The following is a 23620-nucleotide window of genomic DNA, read 5'->3' as shown; positions in this document are numbered from 1 at the left end:
GCACAAATAAAACCTTTTCGAATGACAGTTCGAAAAGGTTTTTTGTTGTTTAAAGATAAATTTAAGATAGTACGGGAAAAAGATCGGCCAAGGATAGAACCTCTGATCCGATCTTCTTTGTTGCCGTGCAGTTCCCGACCGGGTGTGATGTCGCAAGACGAAAGTCGTCCGCCTTATTTTTTTCCATTTCTATAATTTACAATTTCCATTTTTGAGATGCATTTTTACCAATTTCATTTCCAGGAATGTTAAGTCTGCAGGCACGATTTACTGTTTGTAACACGAAGTTTCATTAACACGGAGGCGCAGCCAGCCGACCTGATATTGTTTTCGGAACATCAAAAACATATAAAACCGCCCGCCTAAAATCCACAAATGCACAAATAAGATATTGGATATGGCTGCGGCGCTGAACCAAGGATACAGAAGCAATATACCGGCGAAGCCCGAGATCAGCAGGTGCAGGTGAAGACGGACGAATGACCGAAGCATCACATACTGCGCGGGAATATAGCCTGTCCAAAGATGAGCAAACCGGAAAGACCAGCCTTGAGACTCTGTTTTTCTGACAAAATGAAGATATCCGCGAATTGCCAGCATATGAAGAAGTTGAACGAAAATATAGCCGAGACACAAGGAGAGCAGGCTGCCTGTCAGCAAGGCCTTAACCGCCCATACCGCAGCAAATGCGTAATAAACGCCGAGCAGCAGGAGATGATGCGGAATTCGTCGAAGAAGGGTGTACGTGTAGATGATCGCATCGCTGGAAGTGTTTTTTTTCAAATTGGAAATCCTCCGTTTAAAACATCTGTTGTTCTAGTCAGTATCTCATAAGTAGGGTACTCTATCTATATCGGATTTTAGACCAGGTTTTTTAAAGATTAAAGGCGAGAAAGCTTGCTGCAATGAGAGCTTTGCACACAGGCAAATGTGTCAAATCCCATACAGACGTGGGGAGGAGTCGCCGTAACGTGCTTGAAACCTTTCTTTTGCGTCTAAAAGAATCGTAAACCGGACATACTGCTAATAGGAAAAAAAGTAGAGGTGATCCGTATGGAAGACCCGGTTCTGGTGAAATGTATCGTGTGCGGAGAAGAAAAGCAGGAAGGCATTCAGATTGCTTCGGAATTTATCTGCGATGCTTGTGAGGCTGAAATTGTGCGTACGGATGTAATGGATGTCAAATATTCTTTTTTTATCCGGCAGTTAAAGCAAATTTTTTATAAGCAAAACGCTTGATATCGGACGGCGGAAGTGTGTAAATACGCGAAAAATGCCTTGATTTTCGGGACGGCTGACAGGTATGCTTAATTTACTTCATGAATATAAGATTTCAAAGGATGCTTGGATATGCCAAATCGCGAAAACGCCCCCCTTTTCGAGAAAATGAGGGAGCATTATGAACGAAGACCGGCCAGTTTCCATGTGCCCGGTCATAAATCAGGCAGGGGAGCGGACCGTGAGGCCGCTCCTTTTTTTGGGCCGCTGATGGCGCTCGACTATACCGAGATCAGCGGCCTGGACGATCTCCACCAACCCGAAGAGGCGATCCGCGAGGCGCAGGCGCTCGCGGCGGATTGTTTCGGGGCGGAGGAGACGTTTTTTCTCGTTGGCGGCAGTACGGCCGGCAACCTGGCCATGATCATGTCGCTGTGCGGGCCCGGCGACATTCTTCTCGTGCAGCGCAACGCCCACAAATCCGTGCTTCACGGATTGATGCTGGCTGGCGCGCACGCGGTGTTTATTTCCCCGCAGACCGACGGGGAAAGCGGTATACCCGCCTCCGTGAGGCTGAGCGACGTCGAAGACGCGCTCTCCCGGTATCCGGAGGCGAAGGGGCTGCTGCTGACCAATCCGAACTATTACGGAATGGGAGTGAATTTGCGCCCCTATGCCGATCTGATGCACCGGCACGGCCTCCCGCTACTGGTGGATGAGGCCCACGGGGCGCATTACGGCTTTCATCCGGCGCTGCCGGAGTCCGCGCTTGCATGCGGAGCCGACGCCGTGGTCCAATCCACCCACAAGATGCTTACGGCGATGACGATGGGGGCGATGCTTCATCTCCGGCATGACCGGATAGACCGGGAGAGAATACGGATGCTGCTTGCGATGCTGCAAAGCTCCAGCCCGTCCTATCCGATCATGGCTTCTCTCGACTTAGCCAGGAGGCAGATGCACCTCCATGGGGAGAAGCTGGTCGCAGAAGGGTTGAAAGCCGTTCAAAGACTCCGTGACGGTCTGGAGAACATATACGGTTTCCGGCAGTTGAAACATCGTTCGGCACAAACCGCGTACGAGCATATGGATCCTTTCAAAGTGACGATATATGACGGGACGGGGACGTTGAGCGGCTCCGAGCTGCAAGGGTTTTTAGAAGAAGCCGGTTGTTTTGTGGAGCTTGCCGCGGATAAAGCCGTTCTGCTTCTTCTAACGCCCGCTTCGACAATTGAAGATGCGGAGAGAGCCTTGGGAGCCTGTGAAGCCATTTCCAAGGAATACTTGACAAATAAGCAGGAACTTCCGGGCATCAGCCCGAATAGTATGTATAAGCCTCTTCTTAACTCCGTTTCCAAACCCGTTCCCATGAACATACCCGTTACCCGAGACGTGAAGAACAGCATACAGGACTCTGTATGCGTCATGCCGATTGAGAGTTCCGCCGGAAAAAGATCCGCTGAAATGGTGATCCCTTATCCGCCCGGAATTCCTTTGCTGTATCCTGGAGAGCTTATTCAAGAGGATACGGCGGCAGAGCTTAAGCGGCTGGCCGAATCGGGAGCGAGATTTCACGGAAGCCGGGAGGCGGCGAAAGGCAGACTGAGGGTACTGACGGACACTCCGGAGGATACCTGTAACAGCAACATAGAATAACTTCCGGCCGGAAGGTTGGTTTCGTTTTTATTTTTAGGAGGGTAATGTGAAAGAACTATTTCTTACATTCGAGGGTCCTGACGGCTCGGGTAAAACGACGCAGCTGCGGAGACTGGCCGAATCGCTGCAGGCGCTCGGATATGATACAGTCGTAACACGGGAGCCGGGAGGCACACCGATCAGCGACCACATACGCAGTCTTGTTCTTACGCCGGATCATAAGGAGATGGCGGATCATACGGAGGTCCTGCTCTACGCCGCATCGCGTGCCCAGCACGTCCGGGAATTTATCGTACCGGCGCTGAAAGCGAACCGTATCGTGCTTTGCGACCGTTTTGTCGATGCCAGCCTGGCTTATCAGGCCTACGGACTTGGTATCAGCTTCGATGAGGTGGCGGCCATTAACCGTTTCGCGACAGGAGGACTGGAGCCTACACGCACCTATTTGCTGGATGTTCCGGTTGAAACGAGTCGTCAGAGGCTTTTGGCTAGGACGCAGTCAGCCGGCGGAGAGGGTCTTGACCGTATTGAACAGAAGGGCGAAGCCTATCACACTCGTGTGCGGGAAGGGTTTATGAAGATCCTGGAACAGAATCCCAAGCGGATTTGCCTGATTGACGCGGACCGCACCCAGGATGAAATCGCTCATGATATTTTGCAGGATTGTAAACAACTGTTAGATCGTGTCTTTTTTCCAAAGCCTGAGGTATAATGAAAGAGGGGGATCTGCGATGAAACTCGTAATCGCCGTTGTTCAAGACAAAGACAGCAATCGTCTTTCCAACGCTTTGATCAAGGAAGGGTTCCGTGCAACCAAGTTGGCCAGCACCGGCGGGTTTCTGCGTGCAGGCAATACGACGTTCATGATCGGTATCGAGGATGAGCGGGTTCCGGAAGTTTTCAAAGTGATCAAGGCGAACTGCAAAGTCCGTGATCAGCTTGTGACGCCGGTATCGCCGATGGGCGGTACGACAGATTCATATATTCCGTTCCCGGTTGAAGTACAGGTCGGCGGTGCCGCCGTATTCCTGCTTCCGGTCGAACGTTTTGAGCACTTCTAAATCGGCAGGGACCGACCGGCGGAACCCGCCAATACGCAACAAAAGGGGAGCATGAAGCTTGAAAATCAACCCGGGGTGGCAGCCGATCGGTAAAAACGTAAAGGTTCCGGAAACGGCGCCGACTCTTCAATCGCCTCCCAAAGACTTTTCCGCCTTTATGCTCAAGCATGACGAGAAGGTCACCACGGAGCAGCTTAACCGGATGCTTCAGCAGATCGGGCTCCAGGGTGACCGTCTTTCCAGATCCATGAAGCTGCGGGAACTCCGGCAGTACAAGCTGCTGATCAAGCAGTTTCTGGAGGAGACGGCCCGTCAGGGCGTCGGCTTGCGCGAAACTCGCGGATGGGACAGGAGAGGCCGGACGAAGAGGTACAAGCTGCTGGAGGAAGTAGACGGCGCTCTGCTCAGCATGGCGGACGATTTGCTTGAAACCGAGCAGGGACGGCTGGAGATTTTGCAGCGAATAGGCGAGATACGAGGCATGCTGATCCACTTTTTATTTTAAAGACAGTGGAGAATATACAAATGTCTTTTCAAACGATCCCAGGCCAGGAAACGGCCAAGCGCATATTGCAAAGCGGCTTGCGGCAGGATAGAATATCGCATGCTTATATATTTAGCGGTCCGGTAGGTACGGGGAGGAAGCAGACAGCCCGTATGCTTGCGAAAGCCATCTACTGCACGAACCTCAAGGATGACGCCTGCGGGGAATGTCTGGAATGCAGGAAGGTCGAGCATGGCAACCATCCGGATCTTTACCAAATTGAGCCCGATGGGGCTTCCATCAAGATCGACCAGATTCGCGAGCTGCAGAAGCAGTTTGCCTACCGCTCCGCAGGTTCCGGCACGAAGATTTATATTCTGAATCAAGCGGAGAAAATGACTGTCCAGGCTGCCAACAGCCTGCTTAAGTTTTTGGAAGAGCCGAACTCGAAAGTGGTTGCGGTACTCGTTACCGAGAATGGACATGCTCTGCTGCCGACTATTCAGTCGCGGTCTCAATGGATTTCTTTCACACCTATGCCTCGGGCCGAGATGGCGAGAGTACTGCTGGAAGAAGGCCACCCTGCTGCCCTGGTGCAGCCTGCCATTCATTTGACGGCGGGCATACAAGCGGCCAAAGAAATGATTCAGACAAATGGGTTTGCCGAAATCCGCAGCACAATGATACAATTGTTGAGGGAAACGCTGACACGCTACCCGTCTTCCTTTGTTACGCTGCAGCAGAAGTGGATCAAAGCCGGGCTGGCCGATCATACGGCTCTGCTTTTCGATCTCATGATTTTATGGTTGAAAGACATGGTTTCCCTGCGAATCGGTCGCAAGGAAAATTTCGTATATATCGACCAGATGGACTGGATGGGGCCACTGTCGTTTAAGAGGGAGACCGGGGAATGGGTGCGTTTGCTCGCCCGGGCGGTTGAACTTCAAAAACGGCTGCGTTTTAATGCCAATCCACAACTGGTTGTCGAGAAAATGCTAGTGGACATACAGGGGGTGTAACATGTATTCCGTCGTAGGTGTCCGCTTTAAGAAGGCGGGCAAGGTGTATTATTTTGATCCCATTGACCTTCCTGTGGAACAAGAGAATGCCGTAATCGTTGAGACCGCCAGAGGCATCGAATATGGTAGAGTGGTCATCGGAAAGAAAACCGTTCAAGAGAACGATGTGGTCCTTCCGCTCAAGAAAGTCATCCGGATTGCGAATCCGACCGATGCCCAGCTTGTTGAAGAGAACAAGAAAGCGGCCAAAGATGCTTTCGGGATTTGTTTGAATAAAATCAAGGATCATCAGCTCAAAATGAAGCTGGTGGACGTGGAATATACATTTGACCGGAATAAAATTATTTTTTATTTTACGGCTGAGGGAAGGGTTGACTTCCGGGAGCTGGTTAAGGACCTGGCGAGCATTTTCAGAACGCGTATCGAACTTCGTCAGATCGGGGTACGGGATGAAGCCAAAATGCTGGGCGGTATCGGACCGTGCGGCCGAATCTTATGCTGTTCTTCATTCTTGGGGGATTTCGAGCCGGTGTCGATCAAGATGGCCAAGGACCAGAACCTGTCCCTGAATCCGACCAAAATTTCCGGATTGTGCGGCCGGCTTATGTGCTGCTTGAAGTTCGAGCATGACAACTACGAAAGCGCCAAAGACAGCGTGCCTTCCGTAGGAACTTATGTGATTACCTCACTTGGCAACGGCAAAGTGCTTTCACTGAACATGAACGAAAAAACTTGCAAGGTTCAGCTGTATGATATCGGCAAAATAATGGATCTTCCTTTTGACGATGTAGCGGAGCAAGATTAGTTAACGGATGCAGGAAGCGTTACTTGAGGTGAGACAGTGGAGAAACATGAAATGTTTGCGCAAATCGACGGTTTGGAAGAGCAGATCGGAAAAGCATATGAGGAGCTTGGCGATTTGAAGAAAACCATCATTTCTTTGCTTGAGGATAACCAACGGCTGATGATGGAAAATCAACAGCTTCGCAAATTGCTGAAGCAGGGGGATGCCGAGGAGACGGATTCCGAACCGGAGAAAGGCATTGAGCCTGTCATCGGCGAGGGATACGACAACCTGGCCCGGCTGTATTATGAAGGCTTCCATATCTGCAATGTCTATTACGGACACCTGCGGACGGAAGGAGACTGTTTGTTCTGCCTGTCTTTCTTAAATAAATAACGTAAGCCGTAGGGAACTTTTCTCTACGGTTTTTTCCATATGAGAATTCCGGTTAAAATAAAGGAGGAATCCCCTTGCAGGTTGCACTGCATGAAACGGAGCGGATCGACGATCTGCTGACGCATGATTTGAAAATCATTCAAAGCGAAGAGGTATTTGCCTTTTCTTTGGATGCGGTTTTATTGGCGAGGTTCTGCACGGTGCCTCCACGGGGCAAAATTGTGGATCTGTGCTCGGGCAACGGAGTTATTCCCCTTCTGTTGTCTACAAGGACACCCGCAGCCGAGATCTGGGGCGTTGAAATCCAGGAGCGCTTGGCAGGTATGGGGAAACGCAATATCGAGCTGAACGGTTTGCAGGATAGGCTTCACATGGTGCATGCCGATCTCAAGCAGATTCACCGGACACTGGGAGCTTCCGGGTATGATCTGGTGACGGTCAACCCGCCCTATCTGCCGGTTCCTGCGGGTGAACAAAACCGCAACGAGCATGTGGCGGCCGCAAGACACGAGCTATTCTGTACCTTAGAGGACGTGGTAGCCTCTTCCGCTAAACTGCTGAAAACCGGGGGCAAGATGGCCATGGTACACCGGCCGAACCGGCTGGTTGATATCTGCACGTTAATGAGACAGTATCGCGTCGAGCCCAAAAGAGTCCGTTTCGTTCACCCGCGGCAGGGGGAAGAGGCGATGATGGTACTGATCGAAGGCATCCGTGACGGTAAAGCGGATATGCGAACTCTTCCGCCGCTCTTCGTGCATGAGGAGGGCGGACGGTACTGCGGCGAACTTCATGCCGTATTCTACGGGGAGAAGAGTGAACTGGAAGCAGGCGGGCAAAAGAGCCCGGAAAACGAAAGAAACAGAGGATAATTCGGCATGAATTTTAACATACAGCGAAGCTATATAATGAAGAAAGACGATCAGCGCATAACCGGGAAGGAGGGAGATGCGTCGGATACAGCGGCGTTAGAAGTGGAAGATTCACCGAACATGGAAAGACAGGCCGGTGCTGATGAGCTCCAAAAAGGTACCTACGGCCATGACGTTATCTCGCCGACGCCCGAACAGGTTCAAAGCAGAGTCCGCAGCCGTAAAACGGAAAAGTCGGCCGGCACGGGGATGCTTTATCTGGTCGGCACTCCGATCGGCAATCTCGAAGACATGACCTACCGGGCTGTCCGTATCTTGAAGGAAGCGGACCTTATCGCCGCCGAGGATACACGCCAGACTCGCAAGCTGCTGACTCACTTCGACATTTCCGGGAGACTCGTCAGCTATCACGAGCACAACAAGCAGGCGAGCGGCCCGGAGCTGGTCCGGCTCATGAGCGAGGGGCAGACCATCGCGCTCGTCAGCGATGCGGGGCTGCCGGCCATCTCCGATCCCGGGCACGATCTTGTCCGGCTGGCAATTGAAGCCGGGGTTACGGTTGTGCCGATCCCGGGAGCGAACGCGGCCTTGTCGGCCCTTATCGCCTCAGGGCTGCCTACCGATGAATTTACCTTCATCGGGTTCCTGCCGCGCGATAAGAAAGATCAGCAGCGGGAGTTGGCGAGGCTGGCGCCTGCGCAGGGCACGCTGCTGTTCTACGAATCCCCCCATAGGGTTGTCCGTACGCTCGAGCAGATGCTCGAATCATGGGGGGATCGGGAGATCTGCCTGGCGCGCGAATTGACGAAGCGCTATGAGGAATTCGGGCGCGGCCGGATCAGCGGGGCGCTGGCCCATCTCGGCGAGCATCCGCCGCAGGGCGAGTACGTCGTCCTCGTGGAGGGACGAAGCGCAGCCGAAACGGCGGAGGCGGAAGCCGCCTGGTGGAAGGAGCTTTCACTGGAGGCGCATGCCGCCCATTACATGGAACAGGGGCTGAGCAAGAAGGAAGCGATCAAAAAGACCGCTTCCGACCGGGGGCTGCCGAAGCGGGACGTCTACAACGAGCTGCTTCAGAATTAAGCTGCCGGTCCAAGTGAAATTATGTTGAGACTTGCGGGTATGATTGCAGAGGCTCCGGAATCGCCGGGCGGACTCGGGGGTGAACGCTTCCAAGCGGGGCCCGAGCGAGTGAACGCTCCCTGCTCGGCGGAGCCATTCTGTACGGAGACTCGCGTACACTTTCGGCGGCTCCTCTCAAGATTCGCATGTACGCTTGGTAGCTGTACCCTGCAGCAGCAAGCTCTCCCACGTCTATGGACAAAAAAATGTCCCTAATCCATGGCGGTGGTCCGCCGGGATCAGAGACGTAGAGGAGATATGAAAAAGGTTAGAATTACCAATGGGAACTTTGCTAGTTCTTATTATATACTATATTTCTTATTTTGTCACAGGTATTGGCATTTCATTTAAACATTCGTGACAAACAATTTTTCCTTTGAAATAAGTCACATTTTCAGCGTTGCCGCAGAAGATACAAGCAGGCTCATATTTCTTGAGCATGATGCGCTCGCCGTCTACATAAATCTCCAGCGCATCCTTTTCACCGATACCGAGTGTACGGCGAAGTTCGATTGGAATAACGACACGCCCCAATTCGTCGACTTTTCTTACAATTCCTGTGGATTTCATCATATATAAAAGCTCCTTCCAATCTACTGAAATAATTAATCGTCATTATTCAACATAGTTTTCGATATTCATGATACCAAGCATTCCCAAAATAGTCAACCCAAAATTGGTCTCTAATTGCAGTTTTTATATTTAATGAATTCTTTGTGAAATGCCGAATTCCTCCTTAGCCCTTAAAAATAAGTGAATCTTTTGCAGGTAACCGCTTTCCTTCAAACTGACAATTGTTTTATTTTTGTGACAAGTGTCACTTGGTTTGGAAAATGGCCAGAAACATTATTCGACAAATTCCTTGTTTAAATGATCAAATAGTCGGCTTTTATGTCGAAAAGGAGGCGGAAACATGATAGAAGAAAAAGTTTTTAAAGACCCTGTCCATAAATATATTTATGTGCAGGACCGTACGGTTTGGGACCTCATCAACACCAAGGAATTTCAGCGGCTGCGGCGTATCCGCCAACTGGGCACTTCATTCCTGACCTTTCACGGCGCGGAGCACAGTCGTTTTTCCCACTCGCTCGGCGTTTACGAGATTACGAGAAAGATTATTTCTCAGTTCGAAAGAAACTCATATGCCGACTGGCCGGAGGAGGAAAGGCTGCTTTGTTTATGCGCCGCCTTGCTGCATGATGTCGGTCACGGGCCATTTTCCCACTCTATTGAAAAAGTATTCGGAACGAATCACGAAAATTGGTCCTGTCGGATCATTTTGGGTGACACTGAAGTAAATCAGGTGCTTTCCAGAGTGTCGCCGACGTTTGCCCATGACGTTGCCGGCGTCATTTGCAAAACCTACCGCAAGGAAATAGTAACGAGTCTCGTCTCGTCCCAGCTCGATGCCGACCGGATGGATTATTTGCTGCGGGATGCGTATTTTACGGGTGTGAATTACGGAACTTTCGATTTGGAGCGCATTTTGAGGGTAGTCCGGCCTTATAAAGGGAAAATTGTCGTAAAAGAGAGCGGGATGCATGCCGTCGAAGATTACTTGATGTCCCGTTATCAGATGTACTGGCAGGTTTATTTTCATCCGGTTACCCGGAGCGCGGAGATTTTGCTGGGGAAAGTTCTGGAGTGCGCCAAAGCGCTGTTCGAAGACGGTTACCCGTTTACATTTATGCCGGAGCCGATCCTTCATCTTTTCCAAGGAAAATTGTCGCTGCAGGATTATTTCCTCCTGGACGAATCTTTGATGCAGACGGTTCTAATGTATTGGAGTTTGGAAAAAGACCCCGTGCTGGCTGATTTGTCCGGCCGATTTCTGCACCGCCGCTTGTTCAAATTCTCGGCCGTGGAAGAGTGGGACAAAGAACTCCTGACGGAATTCCGTGACGCTCTGGAGGAGGCGGGATTTGATGCGGATTATTACCTGGAGCTGGATTTCCCGTCAGACCAGTCGTACGATGTATACCGGCCCGATACCGGAAAGGAAGACAAACAACCCATTCTGCTGCTTGACGGCCAGGATAAACTGACGGAAATTTCAGCACGCTCCGAAATCGTTAAATCGATCTCGGGCATTCATATGGGGCAGCACCGTATCTATTATCCCGCCGAATTGTTTGAAAGGGGGGGCGGTAAAGCTGTGGCCCTCCAAAGGAAGCTATTCGACGCCTAATTCAAAAAACAGACGAACCAAAAGGAGTTCTCGTTATGCTGACCGATACTCATACTCATATGAACAATGAAGCTTTTGATGAAGACCGCGACGAAGCTATTCAAAGGGCGTGGGACAACGGAGTGACCCGGATCGTTAACGTAGGGTTCAATCGGGAAACCATCCCCTCCTCTATCGAGCTTGCGGAGAAGTACGATTTTATATGGACGACAGTAGGCTGGCACCCGACCGATGCGATCGATATGCGGCCCGGCGACCTTGAATGGATCGAGGAGCTGTGCAAGCACGAGAAAGTAGTGGCGATCGGGGAAATCGGGCTGGATTATCACTGGGATACGTCCCCGAAAGATGTGCAGGCGAGGGTGTTCCGCGAACAGATCCGCCTTGCACGCAAGGTCGGGCTTCCGATTGTGATCCATAACCGCGAGGCTCATCAAGATATCGTCGATATCCTGAAAGAAGAAAAAGCCGCCGAAGTCGGCGGCATTATGCACTGCTATTCCGGCAGTTGGGAAACGGCGAAGCAGTGTCTGGATATGAACTTCCATATTTCCTTCGGCGGTCCCATTACGTTCAAAAACGCCAAGCAGCCCAAGGAAGTCCTCAAGCAAGTGCCGCTTGACCGCCTGCTTATCGAAACGGATGCGCCTTATTTGACGCCTCATCCGTTCCGGGGTAAGCGCAACGAAACGTCTTACGTTCGTCTCGTTGCCGAAGCGGCGGCCGAGCTGCGCGGCATGAGCTTGGAGGAACTGGCCAAAGTGACGACGGACAATGCCGTGCGTTTACTCGGCCTCAAATGAAGCGGTAAATTTCCGCTTCATTACCGTAGCGCAAAGCGCGAGGCCGAGCGCGAGCCCCGCAAGCGGGGCGGCTGCGTAAACGCCCGTTCCGCTTAGCAGCATCAGCAGGGTAAGAACGATACCCTGCAGGGTGAAAGCGCCGCTGATGATCCGCACCACGGCGGCCACTTTCCGGCGCGGATCTACCGGATAAGTCTGCAGCCAGAACGTGTAGCGGTGCGACTGCTCCAGCGAGGTGAGCTGAACCAGCGAAATGAACATGGCTACGAGGCAGACTGCGGCTGCCACGGGCGCGGATTGAACGGCCGCGGCCGCGAGGCCGGCGACAAGCGTGATCCGGACGACGATGCCTAGCAGCTCGGAACGGACAAACGTCTTCGTGAAGAGATACAGGTACAGCGAGGAAGAGCGGAATGAGTACCGGTCCGTAATGCCCGCCAGCCATCGTCTCTGCTTCACTCGTACCGGGAGCTGCGGCACGTCGGCAAAGCCGCTGAAAAACAAGTACAGCCGGTACTGCTGTTTGCGGTCGTTGTCGATGAGGTAATCCCAAGCGACGCCCATTGTCCGTTGTCCGGGCCCCAGCTTGTATACGACCGCCCAGACGACAAGTCCCGCCAATAGAACGAACCCGCCCGGAAGCGGCCCCGTACCGAACAAGGCGAATACGACGGCTGCGCTTAAGACCCAGCGGTAACCTACTGAGATCAGACGCCATCCGGGGGATGAAAAACGGCCTTCCTGCCACGAGCCGAGCAGGTTGGCTGTTTTTATTAGAAGAACAAAAATCGCCATCAGCCACAAGGGCTGTCCCTCCGTACCCGTGCAGTGTTTGTACAGAGGCCATGCAATCAGCATCAGAATGATGGATCGTGCGGCTTGGATTCCTAAACTGTAGCGGAAAGCCGACCGGAAGAATACGTTCATAACGGGTTCCAGCGGAAGCAGAAACACCCGGTCCGCATTCTTCAGGAGTGTGCGCACAGAGCCGGCTGCGAGAGCCGGAACGAGGACGAGCAGAACGATCCAGATATAAGGAAAAGATGTCGGAAGCTGCTGAAGGATTTTTGCATAATAATAGGAAGAAACGATAAAAATCAGGAAAAGAAAACCGAAAAACTGGCTTCTTGCGACATAAGCCCAGTAGCGGGACGTTTCCTGCCGGTAATGGTCGAATCTGCGCTTCCACAGCTGACGGACAGCTCCGGCCGTGCCCTCTCTGTGAACGGCTGCTTCTTGGTTCATGCCGGATTCCTCCGCACCAGCTCATAGAACAGCTCGTCCAGCGTCGCATCGGACAGCCCGGTCTGTTGTCTCAACTCCTCCAGCGTGCCTTGGGCAAGAATCCGCCCTTGATGGAGAACGACGAACCGGTCGCAGTATCTTTCGATCGTGGCGAGGATGTGGGAGCAGATCAGGAAGCTGGCGCCCCTGCTCTTGAAATCCGCCATAATGTCGAGAAGAGAACGCATCGCCAGCGGGTCAAGGCCGAGGAACGGCTCGTCAATGACATAAAGCGCGGGCTCGACAAGAAACGCATTCATGATCATGACTTTCTGCTTCATCCCTTTGGACAGCTGGCCCGGAAAGCTTTTGCGCTTAGGCTCCATCTGGAACTCGCGCATCAGGCGGCCGGCACGTTCCTTGAACGCTTCCTTCGGAATATCGTAAGCCATCGCCGTCAGTTCCAAATGCTCTTCAATCGTCAGATCGTCGTACAATTCGGGAGACTCCGGTACGAAAGAATACGAGGACCGGTATCCCAGCGGGTCTTCCTCCAGGGTCCGGTTACGGATGCGGACGCTGCCTTCCTGCGGCTTCAGGAGCCCGAGAATGTGTTTGATGGTCGTGCTTTTTCCCGCTCCGTTGAGTCCGATCAGACCGACCATTTCACCTTGTCCGACTGTAATTTCGAGATCGCGGAGAATCGGTTTTCCGGGCAAATAGCCTCCGCTGAGACGGGAAATGTGAAGAATTGGATCCATGCCTTCACCTGCTTTTCTTCAATCGGTTATTGCGGCTTTCGGCCTTTTCGGGCGGATTGCCGTATCTTTTATTATAGTCAAAAAATGCCTGGAAGCCCAATGCCCAAGCGGAGCAGCGGAAATGGGGAAAACTAGAAGCGAGATAACGGGAGAAAAAAGGAGAACGACTGCAAGATAATTAGATAAATGCCATTGGTTTGGTTAAATTTGCTTATTTTTAGGGAATATGCCCCCTTTACAGGTTGGATATTTGAGCGTAATATACTTTCATGATAACTTAATAAACGCCAAGTTTTAACGCTGAGTTTCCGTAAAAGGAAAACGGGGGAACCGCTGTCAAGGTCGGAACAGCTTTGGGCCGATACAACAGGAAACAATTTGGGGTGAATCTCAATGGCAGGTGCAGGCAGCACCGCCGGCGAGTAGGGCAGCTCTCACGGCCCGAATCCGTCAGCTAACCTCGTAAGCGTACCGGGAGAGATAACAACTGTCGTGTCATTCTGTTTAGTCGCGCTCACACACAGGCCACCGGGAAGCTTTCTCTTTCCGATGGCTTTTTTTGTTCCATATCGGACGGGTATCCGACCCGCATACAGGTAAACATCAAACGGAGGTGATGCAGACCCCGTAGAGACTGAGAGCAACCGGTCAGCCCGGCGGGAAAGAAGCCAATTGCAAGGGTTCCGTTAGGAACCGCCAAATAAACCTAAGTCGCGTCCAAATCATCATGCGTATCACAGAGGCGAGGCTTTGAAGGAGGACCGAAGAAGTGGGCAATATCTCGCAATCAGAGACCCATGTTAAGCGATCATCCAGCATGTCCTTCGCATTGCGATGGAAGCATGAAAACTTGCGTATGATCATCCTTGCAGCTATCATTTCATTCGCTTTGACTTTCATGTTTTTGGTGTTGTTATACGGTACGGCTGGTAAAAGCGTATCATTGGTGGTAAACGGACGAGAAACCGTTGTGGAAACAAGACAATGGGTCCTACAGCGCCTACTGGATGAACAAGCCATTACAATCGGTGAGCACGATCAGGTATCTATGCCGCTTGACGGTAAGATTCAAGACGGTCAGAAGATTGTCATCGATCATGCATCACCCGTACAGCTAACTGCCGACGGGCAGACACAAACTGTGCATACCATAGCGAAAACGGTAGATCAAGTTCTGCAAGATTCAAATATTTTGCTGGGAGAGCACGACAAAGTGACTCCGGCCAAAGACACGGAGCTTTCAGCCAATGCGGCTATCGAAGTTGTCCGGGTGAAGAAAGAAACGGAAGAAATTTCGGAGCCCATCGCATTCAGTGTGGTCAAGAAATCCGATGAGGATCTGCTGAAAGGCAAAGAGCAGGTCGTACAGGAAGGCCAGGAAGGCGTATTGGTTAAAAAGAAAGAGAAGATTTTCGAAAACGGAAAACTCGTATCCGAGCAAGTTATCGATCAAGCAGTCAAAAACGCCAGTGTGGATAAGATTGTGGCTGTAGGCACAAAAAATCCGGTCGTTACGGTGGCAGCCGCATCCGAACCGGTTAAGCCTAAGCAGGTAACTAAAGCAGGTACCGACATAGACGCGAAGAAAATATTAAAGAACGTTACCTTGACCGCTTACTCTTCCGAAGAGCCGGGCGTAGGCAACCGGACCGCCAGCGGAACGAAGCCTGTTCAAGGCCAGACGATTGCCGTAGATCCATCCGTCGTGCCGTTAGGCTGGTGGGTGTACATTGAAGGCATCGGATACCGCCGTGCGGAAGATACGGGTGGTGCTATTAAAGGCCAGAAAATGGACGTTTATTTCGACAGCATGAATTATGCCAAGACTTTCGGTGTGAAACGGGGATATACCGTTTATGTCATCGGTCCGAATAAACCGACACAAGATTAGGATAACATGTTACCTGTAACGAAGATTTACAAACCGGTAACAAACCGTATGCGAAAAGAAGAGGGAAACCCTCTTCTTTTTGTGCGCTTAAGAGAGGATAAAAAACATGATCAAAGAAATCATTGTTGTCGAAGGAAAGGACGACACAACCGCCATCAAGCGGGCGGTTGAAGCGGATACGATCGAAACCGGCGGATCGGCAATCAACCGGGCAATTCTGGATCGCATCCGGCTGGCCCAGGAGCGCAGAGGGGTCATTGTCTTCACGGATCCGGATCACGCGGGGGAGCGCATCCGTAAAATCATTTCGGGCAAGGTGTCCGGCTGCAAGCACGCCTTTCTCCCCCAGGAACTTGCGGAGAAGCGAGGCGACATCGGAGTCGAGAACGCGACTCCGGACGCTATACGGTCCGCTCTGGCGAACGTAAAGACCGAATATGAGGGCGCCGTGTCTCTTTTGACATGGGAGGATCTGATCGCCGCCGGCCTCGTTGTTCATCCCGATGCAGCGGCCAGACGGCTGGAAGTAGGAAAAAAGCTCGGAATCGGGTATTGTAATGGTAAGCAGTTTTACAAGCGCTGCGCCGCTTTTCAAATTTCCCGGGAAGAGTTCGAAGCTGCCGTAGAGCAGTTGGACCGTCCGGATCAATAATTTACGCACAGGCAACTTTCGTCAGGGACGGAAGTTTGGAGGATGACTATGAAATTAAATGAACAAGGCAGCGGCCCGTCCTTTGCATCTGAAGATGTGGCAACGCCCAAACGGACCAAAGACATTCTAAACCGACACAATCTGGTGCTCAAAAAAAGTCTGGGACAGAACTTTCTCACGGACGGCAACGTTCTGCGCAACATCATCTCCGCGGCGGAGCTTACTCCCGAGAAGGGCGCGCTGGAGATCGGTCCCGGAATCGGCGCCCTGACCCAGCAGCTCGCTAAGGAAGCCGGCCGCGTCGTAGCGGTGGAGATCGACCAGCGCTTGCTCCCCATCCTGCGGGAGACGCTGTCGCCTTATCCGACCGCCGAGGTCGTTCACGGCGACGTATTGAAGCTCGATCTGAGGCAGCTGATCGAGGAAAAATTCTCCGGCTTGTCCGGAATCAGCGTCGTCGCCAACCTTCCGTATTACATCACGACGCCGATCATCATGAAGCTGCTCGAAGAGAAGCTTCCGCTCGAAAACATCGTCGTGATGATCCAGAAGGAAGTGGCGGACCGGATGGCGGCCAAGCCGGGCGGCAAGGAGTACGGCAGCCTCAGCATCGCCGTACAGTTCTATTGCGAGGCGGAACTGGTTACGATCGTTCCGCGCACCGTTTTCGTGCCGCAGCCGAACGTCGACTCGGCTGTGATCCGCCTGCGTCTGCGCAAAGGACCTCCCGTCGAAGTAGCGGACGAAGACTTCTTCTTCGAGGTGGTACAGGCCAGCTTTGCGCAGCGGCGCAAAACGATCTATAACAACCTCGGAGCCCGGTTCTTCTCCAAAGAGAACAAACGCGATTTGGAGGCTCTTCTGCTGGAGGCGGGCATCGAGCCGAGCCGCCGCGGCGAAACGCTCAGCATGGAGGAGTACGGCCGCGTGGCGGAAGCTCTGCGAAACTGCCCGACCTGCAACAAATAGAAGCGGGCTAATCACCAATTGCCCACCCCTGCCATACGATAGGCTTAGGAGGGGATGGCTTCATGAGGCAAGGCGATCTGGCGACCCGCAAATCCTACGGCAACGATATCATTTTTCGAATCCAGGAGATCGATACGACAAGGGCGATTCTTCGGGGCGTCGATTTTCGCCTGCTGGCGGACGCTCCCATTTCCGATCTATCCCGCGTAACGGCCGCCCGCGATTCGGATTTTCCCAGAGTGAATTTGCCGAGGGTAGGCGAGACAATCCGCAGCATCCGCCAGTTTCGTCAGGAGCTGTATCAGCTCAACGATAATCTGGTGCGTAATAAGCTGCCCGAGAATACGCAATATTTCGAGATGCCGGGTAAAATCCTGCATCTGGACGGTGATCCGAACTATCTGCGCAAAAGTATGAATCTGTACGGAGAGCTTCGCATCCCCGCGGAGGGCTTCTATGTGAACGAATCTCAGATGGCTGCCACCCTGCAGCGTCTTCTGCCGCAGGTGAAGCCCGATATCGTCGTTGTCACGGGACATGACGGTCTGCTAAAAAACAGAAAGAAGCTGGACGTACACCAGCTCGACAGTTATAAAAATTCGCTTCATTTCGTCAGGGCCGTCCAAGTCGCGCGGCAGTACCAGAACAACCGCGATGCGCTGACGATCGTGGCGGGTGCCTGTCAGTCCCACTTCGAGGCGCTGCTGCAGGCGGGGGCAAATTTCGCAAGCTCTCCCGCCCGGGTGCTCATTCATGCATTGGATCCCCTATGCATAGCCGCCAAAGCCTCCTACACATCGATTCGCGAAACCGTGTCCATGGCCGATCTGGCCGGGGTTACGGTAACGGGTCTGGACGGAGTCGGCGGCATTGAAACCAGGGGGAGCTACCGAATTGGTGTGCCCAGGCTCGTGAACTTGACCGCGGAAGCCACCATATAAGCTTCTGGCAGGGCGGCTGATGAGGCCGAGGACGTGAAGCGGGGCCCGGGGGCTTCGGAATAAAGGATGCGGCTTTAGAACCTGCTTGGCGTTTAAAGATAAGCGTACAGAACCATGTATCTTGGATACAAGGGGCTGTACGCTTTTTTATATGTTGCGGTTTAAGGGCGGAGAAATGGGCCTTTTATGAGCCGACGGATCTTAGGAAAAGGGAGCGGTGCATAATTCTGCAGGTTTTGACAAAAGCTAAGCCTATGAAAAGAAATAAAAATAGGATTTTATACCGTTGACAACGTATTTGTCCGGCTGATATAATATTTGGCTTGTTTGACAAACGCACTGTTTTAGGGTATAATTAACAGAGAAAGAGGTGGTAGATCACAATGGCTAAAAATGCGCTGTTGGAAATCAAACGCAGTCTTGAGCCTCATGTCGGACAGAAAATCATGTTGAAAGCAAATGGCGGCCGTCGGAAAACCATTGAGCGTTTCGGTGTTTTGGAAGAAACCTACCCTTCTGTTTTTATCGTAAAGCTAGACCAAGAACAACAATCATTTAAGCGGGTCTCGTACAGCTACGCGGATATTTTGACCGAATCCGTTGAAGTTACGGTTTGTGACGATGACGCAGCAGAAGAACTCCGCATCACGTATATACAGCATTAAGAACAGCGGCACTCCTTTGGGAGCTGCCGTTTTTTGCTTTTCCGGGGTGCTTTTGTGCAAGGATTGTAGGGGTACATGGGATACGTTCCTGTCCTGTCCCGGTACGAGTGAATGACATTCCGTTCCCGACGCATACTACTGGGGGAAACCTACCGCAATCGCACTTCAAAGGAGGAACTAAGATGAGCAGAAGAAGAGGAAGAAGGGGCGTCATGTCGGAGGATTTTAAGTATGAGCTTGCTAAAGACCTTGGCTTCTATGAGACTGTCGAGCGTGAAGGCTGGGGCGGGATACGGAGCAAGGATGCGGGAAATATGGTGAAAAGAGCTCTGCAAATCGCCGAGCAGACCCTAAAACGCCGTCCGTAAGCGGGAAAGCTGCCGCGGCGGTTAAACGGGGAAAGGGACAGAGGCTGAACTTCATCCGACAAGGTTAGCTTAAAAAGATGCGGGCACATTCATCGGAAGGGAGTTATCCGGTCTGCCCGGAAGTTCCGATCCGAAGTAAATGGCGGGTGGAGGATCTGCAGATTCATTCTCTTATGGAAGGTAAGATAGCACCGGATATCCGCCCTTAAATACAATTGTTAATAAATAAGTGAACAAATGGAAAATGCCCGCCCCACTTGTGTTTGAACCGTGCGGAAGCTTTAGCTTTTCTTAGAGGCATTTGCTATAATATGTGAAGCTATTATCGGCAAAGCGCCCAAAAGAAGGTGACCGTTGTGAAAATATACGAAAGAGCTTCGGCCAAAATCAACCTGTCCCTGGACGTGTTACGGAAACGGGAAGACGGCTACCACGAAGTGGAAATGGTTATGACGATGGTCGACCTGGCCGACCGGATTGAAATGCAGGAGCTTCCGCGGGATACGATCATCATTTCAAGTCAGGCCGGCTACATTCCGCTTGACGAGAAGAACCTCGCCTTCCAGGCCGCGAGGCTCATAAAAGATCGGTACGACGTCCGCAAGGGCGTCTATATACATTTGGATAAAAAAATTCCGGTGGCCGCAGGGCTCGCCGGAGGAAGCAGTGACGCCGCGGCTACGCTACGCGGGTTGAACCGGCTGTGGGGACTCGGCATCCCCACGGAGGAGCTGCAGAAGCTTGGCGGCGAGCTGGGCTCGGACGTTCCCTTCTGCGTAACGGGAGGAACTGCGCTCGCCACCGGGCGCGGAGAGATTCTTCACCCGGTGGACAACCCTCTGCAGTGCTGGGTCATTCTCGCCAAGCCGCCCATCAACGTGTCCACCTCCGAGGTGTACGGCAAGCTGAATGCTGCGGGAATCAACCATCACCCGGATACCAAGGGGGTATTGGAAGCCATCCGGCATAAACGGTTCGACGAGCTGTGCGGAAGTCTCGGCAACGTGCTCGAAGAGGTAACGCTCCAGCTCTATCCTCAAGTCCGGCAGATGAAAGAAGTGATGGAGAGGCTGGGAGCCGACGGTGTGCTTATGTCGGGCAGCGGTCCGACCGTATTCGGACTCGTATCGAAGGAAGCCAAGGTTGCCCGGATCTATAACGGGCTAAGAGGGTTCTGCAAGGACGTATACGCGGTGCGGATGCTCCCGTAAATGCATCGGGCATTCGAAATCCGTGCGATAGCTCCCGGTGAGGAGCTTTTTTTCTGCCCTGGAGGGGGAAGATTGTCCCGAATGTGACGATTTCCTTGTATAGGTTGTACAAAGACGGACAAAAATGGTATATTCTCTTTATAATATTCGGTTTTTATTAGGGGTGCGTCATGAAAAAATTGAAGCGAAGCGCTAGGTTGGTTGAGATGACGCAGTATTTGTTGTTTCGACCGCATACGCTTATACCGCTGACTACATTCGCTGAACGTTACAGTTCGGCCAAATCTTCGATCAGTGAGGATCTGGCGATTATAAAAGAGGTATTCGAGGACGAAGGACTCGGAGAACTCCATACACTTGCCGGCGCCGCAGGAGGCGTGAAATTTATTCCGAAGGTCGCCAAGGAAGCGTCGCTTTCGTTCGTGCAGGATTTGTGCAATCAGCTTGAGCAGCCGGAACGTGTGCTGCCGGGCGGATTTTTGTATATGGCCGATATTATGGGGCGGCCGCAAGTATTGAACGAAATCGGCAAAACGTTCGCTACCGCTTTCGCGGGCAGAGAGCTGGACGTTGTGATGACGGTGGAGACCAAAGGCATCCCGCTTGCTTACGCAACGGCATCCTTTATGAATCTGCCGGTCGTGACGGTGCGGCGCGACAGCAACGCTACGGAAGGGTCGGCCGTAAGCATCAATTATGTTTCGGGTTCCAGCAAACGCATACAAACGATGTCACTGGCCAGACGCACGCTCCAGGAAGGAGCGCGGGTCCTGATCATTGACGACTTCAAAAGAGCGGGCGGCACGATTCAAGGAATGGTGGACTTGCTGGGAGAATTCAAAGCAACCGTTGGCGGTGTGGGCGTGTTCATTGAATCGAACGAGGTCGAGGAGGAGCTTGTGAAAGATTATATCTCCCTCGCCAAGCTGACCGGCGTCGATTCCAAAACGAAACAGGTAACCGTTGTTCCTGGAAATTATTTCGATTCCGAATAAAGGAGAGATCTAAGTTATGCGTATCCTTTCAACGAATGAAGCACCGGCTGCCATTGGGCCGTATTCCCAGGCGGTACAGGTGGGCAATCTCGTTTTTACATCGGGACAAATTCCATTAAATGCCGAAGGCCAGCTCGTAGAGGGCGGCGTTACGGAGCAGACGCATCAGGTGTTCCGGAACCTTCAGGCGGTACTCAAAGAAGCGGGAGCGACTCTTCAGAACGTGGTAAAAGCGACCGTCTTCATCAAGGATATGAATCAGTTCGGAGCCATTAACGAAGTGTATGCTTCTTACTTCGGCGAACATAAGCCGGCGCGCTCTACCGTAGAAGTGGCAAGGCTTCCGAAAGACGTGCTTGTCGAAATCGAACTGATTGCGGCGATAGCTGTCGAAAACGTTTAAGAGCACATTTAATTTAAGGAAAATCTAAATTTTTCCTCTTTATCCAGAAGGAATTTGCACGAAAATGTGGAAGTATACACCAAGTCCTGCGAATGGAAAAAGGTGGTGAACACAGTGCAAATTACAGATGTCAGACTTCGCCGGGTGAATTCCGAAGGAAGAATGAAGGCGATTGCTTCCATTACCATCGATAACGAATTCGTCGTACACGATATTCGTGTTATTGACGGCAATAATGGAATGTTTGTTGCAATGCCTAGCAAACGGACTCCGGACGGGGAGTTCCGTGATATTGCCCATCCGATTTCATCCACAACCCGCGAGAAGATTCAAGCGGCGGTTTTGTCTGAGTACGACCGTGCGGCTGCGGAAGAGGAAGTTATTGAAGAAGGCGCATAATCAACGCCGGTTTTGGCAGAAGGAGTCCTGTTCTTGCAGGGCTCTCTTTTCTTTTTCCGGCAGATAAGATATAGTCATGGTTGAAACCCAGAGGAGAAGAAGGAGTGGATTGAAGTTGAAGCTGATGGCGATTGTACTGGCCGCGGGACAAGGGAAACGAATGAAATCCAAGCTGTACAAAGTGCTGCATTCCGTCTGCGGAAAACCGATGGTGGGACACGTACTGGATACACTTGAACATATACAAACGGAGAAAACGATCGTAATTGTAGGCCACGGGGCCGAAGCCGTTAAAGGCTATTTGGGAGACCGGGCGGAGTACGCCCTTCAGGAACAGCAGCTCGGAACGGGACATGCCGTTCTCCAGGCTAAAGATGTTATCGGAGCGGAAGACGGCGTTACCTTCGTCGTATGCGGAGATACGCCGCTGGTCCGTCCGGAGACGCTGGAGAAAATGCTCCTCCTGCATAAGGAAAAAGGCGCGGCGGGCACTATTCTGACGGCGGAAATGACGGATGCCACAGGCTACGGACGCATTATCCGCGGCGAAGGCGGCCGGGTGGACCGGATCGTCGAGCAGAAGGACTGCAGCCCGGAGGAAGCGGCTGTGCGGGAGATCAACACGGGCACCTACTGCTTCGATAACCACAAGCTGTTCGAAGCGCTGGAGAACGTGAAGAACGAGAACGCCCAGGGCGAGTATTACTTGACGGACGTCGTCGGGATTCTGAAAAATGCCGGCGAGATCGTCGAAGCCTACTGCACGCCGGACGAGGCGGAGGCCATTGGCGTTAACGACCGCATCGCCCTCTCGGAAGCGGAGACGCTGATGCGTCAGCGTATCAACCGCGGCCACATGGTGGGCGGGGTAACGTTCATCGACCCTTCTCAAACGTATATTGAGAAAGACGTCGTGATCGGGCCGGATACGATCCTGTATCCGGGGACTACTCTGCGGGGCAAAACGTTCATCGGATCGGAATGCGTGATCGGACCGAACACCGAGATTTGCGACAGTACGCTCGGCGACGAAGTCACCGTCAAACAATCGGTGCTTCAGGAAGCCAAAATCGGCAGCCACGCGAATGTGGGGCCGTTCGCTTACCTGCGTCCGGGAACGGATCTTGGCGAGCATGTCAAAATCGGCGATTTTGTGGAAATCAAAAACGCCAAGCTCGGCGAGGGATCGAAAGTGTCGCACCTCAGCTACGTGGGAGACGCCGTTATCGGTAAGAACGTCAATTTCGGCTGCGGCGCCATCACGGTCAATTACGACGGCTTCAACAAGAGCCTGACGGAGGTTGGCGACGATGCCTTTATTGGAAGCAACGTCAACCTGATCGCCCCTGTTAAAGTCGGCGACGGAGCCTATGTGGTGGCGGGCTCGACGATTACACACAACGTGGAAGACAACGATCTGGCCATCGCCCGCGAGCGTCAAACGAATAAAAAAGGCTACGCCGATCGCATTCGCAGCAAGATGAAAGCGAAGAAAGAAAACAAGCACTCGTAAAATTTTTTATAAATCATTGATTTAA

The 23620-nt window shown here is 52.3% G+C and carries 27 protein-coding genes and 1 riboswitch; of the genes, 23 read left to right on the top strand and 4 right to left on the bottom strand.

Annotated elements, in window-relative coordinates; genetic code table 11:
- Nucleotides 1-267 precede the first annotated feature (267 nt).
- The gene (locus PCH01S_RS27650; RefSeq protein ID WP_042235344.1) at nucleotides 268-783 is read right to left on the bottom strand and encodes a hypothetical protein; all 516 of its coding nucleotides are present in this window, start codon (nucleotides 781-783) and stop codon (nucleotides 268-270) included.
- 270 nt (nucleotides 784-1053) lie between these two features.
- On the opposite strand from PCH01S_RS27650, the gene PCH01S_RS27645 reads away from it, so the two are divergent.
- The 10 genes from PCH01S_RS27645 to rsmI all read left to right on the top strand — a co-directional run bounded on the left by PCH01S_RS27645 (nucleotide 1054) and on the right by rsmI (nucleotide 8573).
- Nucleotides 1054-1239, top strand: a complete 186-nt coding sequence (locus PCH01S_RS27645; protein ID WP_009671897.1) for a sigma factor G inhibitor Gin — start codon at nucleotides 1054-1056, stop codon at nucleotides 1237-1239.
- A 111-nt stretch (nucleotides 1240-1350) separates the two neighbouring features.
- Nucleotides 1351-2874 carry an aminotransferase class I/II-fold pyridoxal phosphate-dependent enzyme gene (locus PCH01S_RS27640; RefSeq protein ID WP_042235341.1) on the top strand — a complete coding sequence of 508 codons (1524 nt, stop codon included), beginning with the start codon at nucleotides 1351-1353 and terminating at the stop codon, nucleotides 2872-2874.
- Nucleotides 2875-2920: 46 nt separating this feature from the next.
- On the top strand, nucleotides 2921-3586 hold the full coding sequence (tmk, locus tag PCH01S_RS27635) for a dTMP kinase (protein ID WP_042235339.1): 666 nt from the start codon (nucleotides 2921-2923) through the stop codon (nucleotides 3584-3586).
- Between the two features lie 19 nt (nucleotides 3587-3605).
- Nucleotides 3606-3935 carry a cyclic-di-AMP receptor gene (locus tag PCH01S_RS27630; RefSeq protein ID WP_009671881.1) on the top strand — a complete coding sequence of 110 codons (330 nt, stop codon included), beginning with the start codon at nucleotides 3606-3608 and terminating at the stop codon, nucleotides 3933-3935.
- Between the two features lie 58 nt (nucleotides 3936-3993).
- Nucleotides 3994-4440, top strand: a complete 447-nt coding sequence (locus PCH01S_RS27625) for a YaaR family protein (protein ID WP_042235337.1) — start codon at nucleotides 3994-3996, stop codon at nucleotides 4438-4440.
- 20 nt (nucleotides 4441-4460) lie between these two features.
- Nucleotides 4461-5438 (top strand): DNA polymerase III subunit delta', encoded by a 978-nt coding sequence (gene holB / locus PCH01S_RS27620; RefSeq protein ID WP_042235335.1) that lies wholly within the window; start codon nucleotides 4461-4463, stop codon nucleotides 5436-5438.
- Between the two features lies 1 nt (nucleotide 5439).
- On the top strand, nucleotides 5440-6243 hold the full coding sequence (locus tag PCH01S_RS27615; protein WP_016424270.1) for a PSP1 domain-containing protein: 804 nt from the start codon (nucleotides 5440-5442) through the stop codon (nucleotides 6241-6243).
- Between the two features lie 36 nt (nucleotides 6244-6279).
- Nucleotides 6280-6618 (top strand): DNA replication initiation control protein YabA, encoded by a 339-nt coding sequence (yabA, locus tag PCH01S_RS27610; protein WP_042235332.1) that lies wholly within the window; start codon nucleotides 6280-6282, stop codon nucleotides 6616-6618.
- 74 nt (nucleotides 6619-6692) lie between these two features.
- A complete protein-coding gene (locus tag PCH01S_RS27605) occupies nucleotides 6693-7490 on the top strand; it encodes a tRNA1(Val) (adenine(37)-N6)-methyltransferase (RefSeq protein WP_042235330.1) in 798 nt (265 codons plus the stop codon).
- A 6-nt stretch (nucleotides 7491-7496) separates the two neighbouring features.
- Nucleotides 7497-8573: a 16S rRNA (cytidine(1402)-2'-O)-methyltransferase gene (gene rsmI / locus PCH01S_RS27600; protein ID WP_042235328.1), complete on the top strand. Its 1077-nt coding sequence runs from the start codon at nucleotides 7497-7499 to the stop codon at nucleotides 8571-8573.
- A gap of 357 nt (nucleotides 8574-8930) precedes the next feature.
- On the opposite strand, the gene PCH01S_RS27595 is transcribed toward rsmI, so the two are convergent.
- On the bottom strand, nucleotides 8931-9185 hold the full coding sequence (locus tag PCH01S_RS27595) for an AbrB/MazE/SpoVT family DNA-binding domain-containing protein (RefSeq protein WP_009671874.1): 255 nt from the start codon (nucleotides 9183-9185) through the stop codon (nucleotides 8931-8933).
- A 340-nt stretch (nucleotides 9186-9525) separates the two neighbouring features.
- On the opposite strand from PCH01S_RS27595, the gene PCH01S_RS27590 reads away from it, so the two are divergent.
- Nucleotides 9526-10800, top strand: a complete 1275-nt coding sequence (locus tag PCH01S_RS27590) for an HD domain-containing protein (protein ID WP_042235326.1) — start codon at nucleotides 9526-9528, stop codon at nucleotides 10798-10800.
- Between the two features lie 35 nt (nucleotides 10801-10835).
- On the top strand, nucleotides 10836-11603 hold the full coding sequence (locus tag PCH01S_RS27585; RefSeq protein ID WP_042235324.1) for a TatD family hydrolase: 768 nt from the start codon (nucleotides 10836-10838) through the stop codon (nucleotides 11601-11603).
- Here the strand turns inward: PCH01S_RS27585 and PCH01S_RS27580 are convergent.
- Together PCH01S_RS27580 and PCH01S_RS27575 are read right to left on the bottom strand one after the other, a co-directional pair.
- On the bottom strand, nucleotides 11586-12848 hold the full coding sequence (locus PCH01S_RS27580) for an ABC transporter permease (RefSeq protein ID WP_042235322.1): 1263 nt from the start codon (nucleotides 12846-12848) through the stop codon (nucleotides 11586-11588). The two genes, PCH01S_RS27585 and PCH01S_RS27580, sit on opposite strands and share 18 nt — an antisense overlap.
- Nucleotides 12845-13588: an ABC transporter ATP-binding protein gene (locus PCH01S_RS27575; protein ID WP_042235320.1), complete on the bottom strand. Its 744-nt coding sequence runs from the start codon at nucleotides 13586-13588 to the stop codon at nucleotides 12845-12847. Before PCH01S_RS27575 ends, PCH01S_RS27580 begins: the two co-directional genes overlap by 4 nt.
- 288 nt (nucleotides 13589-13876) lie before the next feature.
- Nucleotides 13877-14071: riboswitch (cyclic di-AMP (ydaO/yuaA leader) on the top strand.
- 286 nt (nucleotides 14072-14357) lie between these two features.
- Between PCH01S_RS27575 and PCH01S_RS27570 the strand changes: the two genes are divergently transcribed.
- The 11 genes from PCH01S_RS27570 to glmU all read left to right on the top strand — a co-directional run bounded on the left by PCH01S_RS27570 (nucleotide 14358) and on the right by glmU (nucleotide 23595).
- A complete protein-coding gene (locus PCH01S_RS27570; protein ID WP_042235318.1) occupies nucleotides 14358-15479 on the top strand; it encodes a 3D domain-containing protein in 1122 nt (373 codons plus the stop codon).
- 106 nt (nucleotides 15480-15585) lie between these two features.
- The gene (gene rnmV / locus PCH01S_RS27565) at nucleotides 15586-16131 is read left to right on the top strand and encodes a ribonuclease M5 (protein ID WP_042235316.1); all 546 of its coding nucleotides are present in this window, start codon (nucleotides 15586-15588) and stop codon (nucleotides 16129-16131) included.
- A gap of 48 nt (nucleotides 16132-16179) precedes the next feature.
- Nucleotides 16180-17100, top strand: coding sequence for a 16S rRNA (adenine(1518)-N(6)/adenine(1519)-N(6))-dimethyltransferase RsmA (gene rsmA, locus PCH01S_RS27560; RefSeq protein ID WP_042235313.1), 921 nt, complete (start codon nucleotides 16180-16182; stop codon nucleotides 17098-17100).
- Between the two features lie 62 nt (nucleotides 17101-17162).
- Entirely contained in the window at nucleotides 17163-18041 is an 879-nt protein-coding gene (yabG, locus tag PCH01S_RS27555) for a sporulation peptidase YabG (protein WP_042235311.1), read from the top strand.
- Nucleotides 18042-18424: 383 nt separating this feature from the next.
- Nucleotides 18425-18706 carry a biofilm formation stimulator Veg gene (gene veg / locus PCH01S_RS27550; RefSeq protein ID WP_009671869.1) on the top strand — a complete coding sequence of 94 codons (282 nt, stop codon included), beginning with the start codon at nucleotides 18425-18427 and terminating at the stop codon, nucleotides 18704-18706.
- 182 nt (nucleotides 18707-18888) lie between these two features.
- Entirely contained in the window at nucleotides 18889-19074 is a 186-nt protein-coding gene (locus PCH01S_RS27545; protein ID WP_042235309.1) for a small, acid-soluble spore protein, alpha/beta type, read from the top strand.
- Nucleotides 19075-19430: 356 nt separating this feature from the next.
- A complete protein-coding gene (gene ispE / locus PCH01S_RS27540; protein ID WP_042235306.1) occupies nucleotides 19431-20285 on the top strand; it encodes a 4-(cytidine 5'-diphospho)-2-C-methyl-D-erythritol kinase in 855 nt (284 codons plus the stop codon).
- 170 nt (nucleotides 20286-20455) lie between these two features.
- A complete protein-coding gene (purR, locus tag PCH01S_RS27535; RefSeq protein WP_009671872.1) occupies nucleotides 20456-21280 on the top strand; it encodes a pur operon repressor in 825 nt (274 codons plus the stop codon).
- A gap of 16 nt (nucleotides 21281-21296) precedes the next feature.
- Nucleotides 21297-21683, top strand: coding sequence for a RidA family protein (locus PCH01S_RS27530; protein WP_009671871.1), 387 nt, complete (start codon nucleotides 21297-21299; stop codon nucleotides 21681-21683).
- Between the two features lie 114 nt (nucleotides 21684-21797).
- On the top strand, nucleotides 21798-22082 hold the full coding sequence (gene spoVG / locus PCH01S_RS27525) for a septation regulator SpoVG (RefSeq protein ID WP_009671859.1): 285 nt from the start codon (nucleotides 21798-21800) through the stop codon (nucleotides 22080-22082).
- Between the two features lie 115 nt (nucleotides 22083-22197).
- Entirely contained in the window at nucleotides 22198-23595 is a 1398-nt protein-coding gene (gene glmU / locus PCH01S_RS27520; protein ID WP_042235348.1) for a bifunctional UDP-N-acetylglucosamine diphosphorylase/glucosamine-1-phosphate N-acetyltransferase GlmU, read from the top strand.
- Nucleotides 23596-23620 lie beyond the last annotated feature (25 nt).

Origin of the sequence: Paenibacillus chitinolyticus NBRC 15660 (assembly GCF_000739915.1) — a bacterium.
Classification (GTDB): Bacteria; Bacillota; Bacilli; order Paenibacillales; family NBRC-103111; genus Paenibacillus_F; species Paenibacillus_F chitinolyticus.
The sequence above is the reverse complement of the archived record's forward strand: the minus strand, read 5'-3'. Positions and strand labels throughout refer to the sequence as shown.

Bases quoted from the DNA above. Each gene is read 5' to 3' on its own strand.
- PCH01S_RS27645 (WP_009671897.1), top strand. From the start codon at position 1,054: ATGGAAGACCCGGTTCTGGTGAAATGTATCGTGTGCGGAGAAGAAAAG.
- PCH01S_RS27640 (WP_042235341.1), top strand. From the start codon at position 1,351: ATGCCAAATCGCGAAAACGCCCCCCTTTTCGAGAAAATGAGGGAGCAT.
- PCH01S_RS27630 (WP_009671881.1), top strand. From the start codon at position 3,606: ATGAAACTCGTAATCGCCGTTGTTCAAGACAAAGACAGCAATCGTCTT.
- holB (WP_042235335.1), top strand. From the start codon at position 4,461: ATGTCTTTTCAAACGATCCCAGGCCAGGAAACGGCCAAGCGCATATTG.
- PCH01S_RS27615 (WP_016424270.1), top strand. From the start codon at position 5,440: ATGTATTCCGTCGTAGGTGTCCGCTTTAAGAAGGCGGGCAAGGTGTAT.
- rsmI (WP_042235328.1), top strand. From the start codon at position 7,497: ATGAATTTTAACATACAGCGAAGCTATATAATGAAGAAAGACGATCAG.
- PCH01S_RS27595 (WP_009671874.1), bottom strand. From the start codon at position 9,185: ATGATGAAATCCACAGGAATTGTAAGAAAAGTCGACGAATTGGGGCGT.
- PCH01S_RS27590 (WP_042235326.1), top strand. From the start codon at position 9,526: ATGATAGAAGAAAAAGTTTTTAAAGACCCTGTCCATAAATATATTTAT.
- PCH01S_RS27585 (WP_042235324.1), top strand. From the start codon at position 10,836: ATGCTGACCGATACTCATACTCATATGAACAATGAAGCTTTTGATGAA.
- PCH01S_RS27580 (WP_042235322.1), bottom strand. From the start codon at position 12,848: ATGAACCAAGAAGCAGCCGTTCACAGAGAGGGCACGGCCGGAGCTGTC.
- PCH01S_RS27575 (WP_042235320.1), bottom strand. From the start codon at position 13,588: ATGGATCCAATTCTTCACATTTCCCGTCTCAGCGGAGGCTATTTGCCC.
- rnmV (WP_042235316.1), top strand. From the start codon at position 15,586: ATGATCAAAGAAATCATTGTTGTCGAAGGAAAGGACGACACAACCGCC.
- rsmA (WP_042235313.1), top strand. From the start codon at position 16,180: ATGAAATTAAATGAACAAGGCAGCGGCCCGTCCTTTGCATCTGAAGAT.
- yabG (WP_042235311.1), top strand. From the start codon at position 17,163: ATGAGGCAAGGCGATCTGGCGACCCGCAAATCCTACGGCAACGATATC.
- veg (WP_009671869.1), top strand. From the start codon at position 18,425: ATGGCTAAAAATGCGCTGTTGGAAATCAAACGCAGTCTTGAGCCTCAT.
- PCH01S_RS27545 (WP_042235309.1), top strand. From the start codon at position 18,889: ATGAGCAGAAGAAGAGGAAGAAGGGGCGTCATGTCGGAGGATTTTAAG.
- purR (WP_009671872.1), top strand. From the start codon at position 20,456: ATGAAAAAATTGAAGCGAAGCGCTAGGTTGGTTGAGATGACGCAGTAT.
- PCH01S_RS27530 (WP_009671871.1), top strand. From the start codon at position 21,297: ATGCGTATCCTTTCAACGAATGAAGCACCGGCTGCCATTGGGCCGTAT.